Origin of the sequence: Methylobacterium sp. W2, assembly GCF_020662345.1 — a bacterium.
In the GTDB taxonomy this organism is placed as follows: domain Bacteria; phylum Pseudomonadota; class Alphaproteobacteria; order Rhizobiales; family Beijerinckiaceae; genus Methylobacterium.
In genome coordinates this window covers 21,538-27,537 of sequence record NZ_VMOA01000065.1, presented here as the reverse complement: position 1 = coordinate 27,537, position 6,000 = coordinate 21,538, and the positions used below count along the sequence as shown (strand labels likewise).

At 61.8% G+C, this 6,000-nt stretch carries 8 protein-coding genes; 4 read left to right on the top strand and 4 right to left on the bottom strand.

Annotated elements, in window-relative coordinates:
* The first annotated feature begins 303 nt into the window (after positions 1-303).
* Both FPV16_RS24485 and FPV16_RS24480 read left to right on the top strand, forming a co-directional pair.
* A complete protein-coding gene (locus FPV16_RS24485) occupies positions 304-774 on the top strand; it encodes a hypothetical protein (RefSeq protein WP_227441126.1) in 471 nt (156 codons plus the stop codon).
* Positions 775-871: 97 nt separating this feature from the next.
* The gene (locus tag FPV16_RS24480; RefSeq protein WP_227441125.1) at positions 872-1,465 is read left to right on the top strand and encodes a glycosyltransferase family 61 protein; all 594 of its coding nucleotides are present in this window, start codon (positions 872-874) and stop codon (positions 1,463-1,465) included.
* Positions 1,466-1,514: 49 nt separating this feature from the next.
* Here FPV16_RS24480 and FPV16_RS24475 read toward each other — a convergent pair whose 3' ends face one another.
* Positions 1,515-1,820 (bottom strand): hypothetical protein, encoded by a 306-nt coding sequence (locus FPV16_RS24475; protein ID WP_227441124.1) that lies wholly within the window; start codon positions 1,818-1,820, stop codon positions 1,515-1,517.
* Between the two features lie 286 nt (positions 1,821-2,106).
* On the opposite strand from FPV16_RS24475, the gene FPV16_RS24470 reads away from it, so the two are divergent.
* Positions 2,107-2,379: a hypothetical protein gene (locus tag FPV16_RS24470; RefSeq protein WP_227441123.1), complete on the top strand. Its 273-nt coding sequence runs from the start codon at positions 2,107-2,109 to the stop codon at positions 2,377-2,379.
* 218 nt (positions 2,380-2,597) lie between these two features.
* Positions 2,598-2,786, top strand: coding sequence for a phage tail protein (locus FPV16_RS24465; RefSeq protein WP_227441122.1), 189 nt, complete (start codon positions 2,598-2,600; stop codon positions 2,784-2,786).
* 57 nt (positions 2,787-2,843) lie between these two features.
* Here FPV16_RS24465 and FPV16_RS24460 read toward each other — a convergent pair whose 3' ends face one another.
* The 3 genes from FPV16_RS24460 to FPV16_RS24450 form a co-directional block, all read right to left on the bottom strand.
* Positions 2,844-3,401, bottom strand: a complete 558-nt coding sequence (locus FPV16_RS24460; RefSeq protein ID WP_227441121.1) for a hypothetical protein — start codon at positions 3,399-3,401, stop codon at positions 2,844-2,846.
* 14 nt (positions 3,402-3,415) lie between these two features.
* Positions 3,416-4,294, bottom strand: coding sequence for an FAD-dependent oxidoreductase (locus FPV16_RS24455; protein ID WP_227441120.1), 879 nt, complete (start codon positions 4,292-4,294; stop codon positions 3,416-3,418).
* A gap of 266 nt (positions 4,295-4,560) precedes the next feature.
* Positions 4,561-5,793, bottom strand: coding sequence for a GGDEF domain-containing protein (locus FPV16_RS24450; RefSeq protein ID WP_227441119.1), 1,233 nt, complete (start codon positions 5,791-5,793; stop codon positions 4,561-4,563).
* Positions 5,794-6,000 lie beyond the last annotated feature (207 nt).

Sequence of the window (6,000 nt, the reverse complement as noted above, 5' to 3'; positions counted from 1 at the left end):
CATCCTACGAGGACATCGTCGACCGCGGCTGCAACGCCTGGAACAGGCTCACCGATCAACCCTGGAAGATCATGTCCATCGGACTGCGCGAATGGGCTCATCGGTTATGATCAGCGCCCGTTGGTATCAGATCACGCAGCGTCCCCCGCGATAATCGGGGAGCGACTACACGCTGCCATTGAACTCAGCGACAAAGAGGATTTGGCTCGATGCGGTCAAATCATCCGCGGAATTGATGACCTTACTGCCAGGGTAAAGCTCGCGGCTATGCTGCTGAATTCACGGCACTATGCCGAGGCGGCCTTGATCATTGAGAGCATGCCGAGTGACTATTATTCCGTGCAGGCCGCCAGGGTCACAAAGCGCATCGCTACCTTGAGTGGCAAACCCACACCACCGCGTCAGCTCGAAGAGGTTCGCTCTGCTGGCGAGTTGCACAGGGCTGGCTCGTACCGGCATCCAGGCGACAATAAGGATTTTAATCTGCCAGATGCTGACATGAAGATGATCGGCCTTGATGGGGTCGGAGACGATTTCCAAGGCCACGTTCGACAGCTTTGGGCGAGGACAGAGATACGCCTGGAGCGCCAGCCCTTTCCTTTCATGAATGAATTCCGCGATGTCTTTATTGATAAGAACGGCGCCATCTGGACTGCCGAGGGTCGAGATATTAAATCGGCCAGGCAAATGCAGGGCAGAATTACCGATTCCACTCAGGTTCCGAACTTCGACGAGGCATATACATGCCTAGGGGGGCAGTGCCGGATATTGTGAATAGCTCCTTGACCGCCTCTCAAAATTGAGCTGTCGCTTAGCCCCGGATACTCCAAACTGTCCGATACTGGTGCGAGAAAAACACCATAAGCTTTCTATGGATTCGCTCGGAGCTCTCTCGGTACCTTCAGACAAGATCGTACTTGTTGAAGGAACAGTGTATTGTCGCAAACTTTACTTCGGGCATACGTCTGCCCTAGCTCTGACCCGCGATGTCGCTTTCCAGCATTCTTACGGCCGACTCATAGAACTAGCCGCCGAAGGGCGGGATGTGTCGTTGCCACGTCGTTTTTACATTTCACGCCGTGACACGACGCGCCGTGCAATGCGAGATGAGAGCCAATTTGAAGCGGAGATGACCGCGCTCGGAATTGTGCCGGTGGTACTGAGCCAGCTCAATCTGCTGCAGAAGGTCGACTTGTTTCAGAACGCGGACTTGGTTGTTGGAGCCCACGGCGCCGGGTTATCGCACCTCGTCTTTGCAAAGCCTGGCTTGCAGGTCATAGAGATTATGCCAGCAAGCAAGCATCGAATTATGGAAATGGGTATTCGGGTTTGCTTCTCAGCGATAGCGAGAGTTAAGGGCCTGGATTACACGATGATACTCACTACTATGGATCCTAAAACCGGTATGTGGTCGGGCAGCGATCAGTTAACTCAAGCCATTGCCGCCAACGCTCGGCCGGCTTGAGAGCGGAAAACCCGCTTCGGCTTTCGTCGAGCGGGGGCATATCGTGCTGTTAGGGCGCTGGACGGGGGCGGTTGCTCGTCGGAGGGGGTGGAAAGCGAGCGGACGGTGACGCGTGCGCGTCCCGGCCATGCGTTCGGTTCTCGATGGCCTGCTCTCGCTCGATCGCGGCCGGTAGCGCGCTCTGGCGCTTGGCTTCCTCCCGCATGATCCGCACGCACGCGGCGATGCGCCCGGTATCCTCGGTCTGCCGACGGGCCCAGTCGCAAAGCCCCTTCATGATGTCCACCACCTCGCGTGGACGCTGCAGGAACGGCGGCGGCACGTCGGCCAGCGTTGCGGGGGCCGGTGGCGGCAAGCGCGCCTCGTCGCCCCTCGCTCCTGCGGCACCGGCAGCCTTTCGCGTTGTCGGTTTGGCCGTCGTGGATCTGAGCGAGAATCGCGAGCGCTCGAGCGTTTCGGCACCGAAATGTCAGTTGCTTCTCTTGCCTACAGGCCGAGCCATCCGTCGAAGCCGGCACTGGCATCGCCGGCCATGGATGGTCCGAGGCGCTCGGGGAGCAAGCGGCGACGCGGGTCGGGACGCGTGATAAGTCGCTCATCGAGCCCGCCTTACCCCTCGGTCGGAGAGCATCGTAATCGTCATGGAAGACTGGAAAGACGGCGTCGATCCGGAATTGTTCAACGCGGATCTCAGGCCGCAGGACGATGTCGTCCTCGTCGGTGATATCGAGGCCATCAACCCACGCGGCGGCAAATTGACGTTGAAGAAAGGGAGTTTCTTCAAGGTTAGAATGTTGGGAGGCATCCTGTTCTGCCGTCCCAAGGGCGGCGGAAAGCACGACGAGATCGCAGTCCTGCCGGCGGACTTCCGGAACGTTCAGTTCCTGCAGCTCAAAGTCGTGCCTATGGAATGACGCGCTGCCGTGCCGGCCAAGCGCGGCAAGGCAGTGGGACGGTCATCGAAGGGGATCCGCGGCTCGGACGCAATCATCGGCATCCCTCTGGTTCGTATTCGGTCACCGCCCAAGCGATGATAGCGCACGGCAGGCCACGGATCCGGACATGGTAGCGCATTGGGCGTCGTTCAATCCGGGGGTCAGGACCGGCCGAGTCGAGAGCACTGAGGGGACTTATGGATCAATTGCTAAGACTGACGCTCCTCCTCAGCCGATGGACTCGCCGGCGCTGGACGCGGATGGAGGCCATCGTTGCCGTGTCGGTCATTGCCTTCGCCCTCATCATCGGGATCATCGAATGGGCCGGATACTGGCCCGATGCTCTCGTCGCCGAAAAGGTGCGCAGGGCGCCGATGAGGTTTTGAGGCGCCCATCGGTCTCGATGGTCCGCCCGACCCCGTGGTGATGGTGACGATCGGCGATCAGGTCGGCCGCCCGCGGATATCCGTTGGCTCGAGAGTGTCGCCGAACACCCAGGCTGAAGCCGTGAGGGGCGTCTCGTTGGGAACGTCCAGGAACAGGTAGAGATAGTCGATCGAGCGTTGCTCGTGGTTCAGGACGCATTCGATGATCTGGATGTCGTCCGTAAGCTTCGCCCATTCCGCGTTCGGCAGGTCGTAGACCCGATCTCCCTGCCTGCCCCATTTGGTGTAAAGGCCACCGCTGATGACAGCGCCCGGAACGCCATGCGCCATAGTGATGACGACGCGATGGGGAATGGAGACGAACGCATTGCCGTTGATGGCGTGATCGCCCGCCACGGTCAGGTCGATGTCGTTGGTACGCCCCAGCCACGGTTCATTCCCGATGCGGGGATTGCCGGAGAGACCGTTTCCCGAGGTCACGAACAGCGGCGGCAGGGCCTGCAGCTCGCAGGTGGTCCACTGCCCATTGTGATAGACCACGATGCCGTTTCCGGCCTGGCTCATGTCGGGGCTGGAGCTTACGCCGACTGCCCTGCGAGGATTGAAGACTGGCATGGATGGCTCCCCGGTCAGACGGTCGTGACGGCGTTCTCGGCAGCGAGCCGCGCCTTCAGCTCAGGAAAGGGTACGTCGGCCAAGGTCCGATCGGACAAAGTGCCGTTGCGGTACGCGAGAGCCGTGAGCATGCCGCAGGCCTGAGCGCCACACGCCACGGTCTGCTCCATCCGCCAGGACGCCCGCCAGATGGCATCGCCGCTGGCCCCCCATGAGACAGTCAGGTTGGAACATTGGCCCGGATGCGGCAGGAAGCAGCGAAGCGGTACGCCGTAGTTGGGGCGGTCAATGTAACTGAGAGAGCCTTCCTTCCGCCCGCATCCGTTCGGGGCGTTGTAGTAATACGGCGAATGGATATCGGCATGGTACCCGCCGGTCGTGACGCTGTCCTCGAAGTTCCAGGCCCGTTTCGTTTCCGGGTTCCTTTGGAGATGCCGGGCGGTCATCATGAATTGCCCCCAGATTCCCCCGCCATCTCGGATGTAGAGCTGCGGCGGCCAGCCAGGAAACAGTGTGTAGATCTCCTGGAAGGTGTCGTCCGGCAGGCGGTAGGTCTGCATGGATCTGCGCCGACCGGATGTTACATCCGGATGGTTCGCGGTGACCCAATGTGAGCCCATTGTGATCCACGCCGCACGCTCGAGTGTGCGCTCGCGCTCCGCATAGCTGCCCTCGCACCAGCCGTTGGTGAAGGCACCTGGCAGATCACACCCGTTGGTGCCGTAGCGACCGGCTTTTCCGGGGACCGTGTTGTCGAGTGCGCCAGCTGAGCCGCCGAAGGGGAAGAGGCTGCCGGCCGCGCCCTTGCGCGACGTCGTGTTCGGCGCCTGCGACCGGTAGATGAAATTGAGAATGCGTCGGTCATCCGCCTGGGTCCAGTCGGAAGGCTTCACCCACGGGAGACCGTCCTTACGGTTGCAAAGCCGTCAGGGGCCGCTTTGTCCGCTAACACACAAGGTGGCGGAGGAACGCTGAACGCGCATCCACGCAAAAGCTCGAATCTATGTTCGGCGGCCTGCGCGAAGGATTCTGTTCCGGTTCCGGCACACGAAGCGGATCCGTGAGAGGCGTGTCTCCGATGCGCGGCGGTCAGCGACCCGCCAACCGGGCAGGAGCCGGGTGCCGATCCGACGGTGTTGCCCCCCGAGGAGGCTCAGGCTCAGGCCGCGTGCTCTGTTATCTGGCTCGAGTTCGCTGGGGAGATCACGGATTGGGATTCCACCCGGTTCCGGCCCACCTTCTTCGCGGCATAGAGCGCAGCATCCGCGGCCCGGAGCAGTTGCGACGCGCTGAGGCCCACATGCCGTGTTGCGCCGTGGGCGGCGGTTACGCCGATGCTCACGGTGACGACACCGCCATCCTGCAGGCCGGGATGGGGAATCGCGAGGTCCATCACCGCCAGCCGCAGGCTCTCGCCCACATCCTGGATCGTCTCGGCCGTGGCCCGGGGAACGAAGGCGGCGAATTCTTCGCCGCCGTAGCGGCAGACCAGGCCGCCCCATCGGGCGAGATCGCGTGTTAGGGTGTCGGCGACGCTCACGAGACAGCCATCGCCTTCGGCATGGCCGGCCGTATCGTTGAGGCGCTTGAAATGGTCGATATCGACGAGGATCACGCCGAACCATTCGTGTCCGGTCGCGGCAAGCTCCCAATGGTCCTCGAGCTGCTCGGTGAAGAGCCGGCGGTTCGCGACACCGGTGAGGGGGTCGGTCTCGGAAAGAATCGTGAGGTGGGCGCAGGCTCGGGCTAGTTCGTCCGCCTGTTCCCTCTCCCGCAGACCAAGGAGGAAACTCTTCTTCCTGTCCCATTCGCGTGAATAGGCCAGCTTGATCGGCACCAGGATGAGCGCCGCCACCAGGAGAGGCACACCCGTATGCCCTTCCGGTCCGAACCCCGACATGAAGACGAAGCCGACATAAAGCAGAAATGCCAACCCACAGAACCACAGGCTGTACCGGAACGACAGGGGCGAGATCATCCCCACGACGAGGGGAACGATGGCAGCGAGGATGAGGTAGGTGTCGGCGTGTTCCTGCGGCACGATTCTGGCGCTGTTGAGGACGATCGCCATGTCCGCGAGCGACGTGATTGTCGCGGCCGCCCCCTGCCGCCGCAGGGAGGGCCGTCCGCGCAGGGCCACGATCCAACCCAGCGCGAGGGGAATGAAGACGCCCACCGTCAACCCGGCGGGCACCGCGATCGCGTCGCGCCCGAACAGATCGAAGTCGATCTTCAACGAGATGATATTGAAAAGGACGAAGATCAGCAGCCACGACTGCATGTACAGACCGCGCGGAGGCACGTCCTCCGCATGGTATTGAGCTTCCAGGTGCTGCGGCAGGCGAAGGCGATGCCAGGGCCGGCTCAGTCCGACCTCGATGGACGAGGGCATCAGGTCACGACGCTCCGGCGCGGTTAGTTCAACCACTTCATCGCATCATAAAATGAGCGCACCGTAAACGCAAAGGCCGTGCGCACCTCGCCACGTTTGCTATTTCGGCGGCGCCTCGATGGGGCACGGGCCGACCGGGGTGACACATCAATCGGAGCCGCCCCTGCCAAATCGGCCAAGGCGAAGAGATCGACGGACAATTTGGCG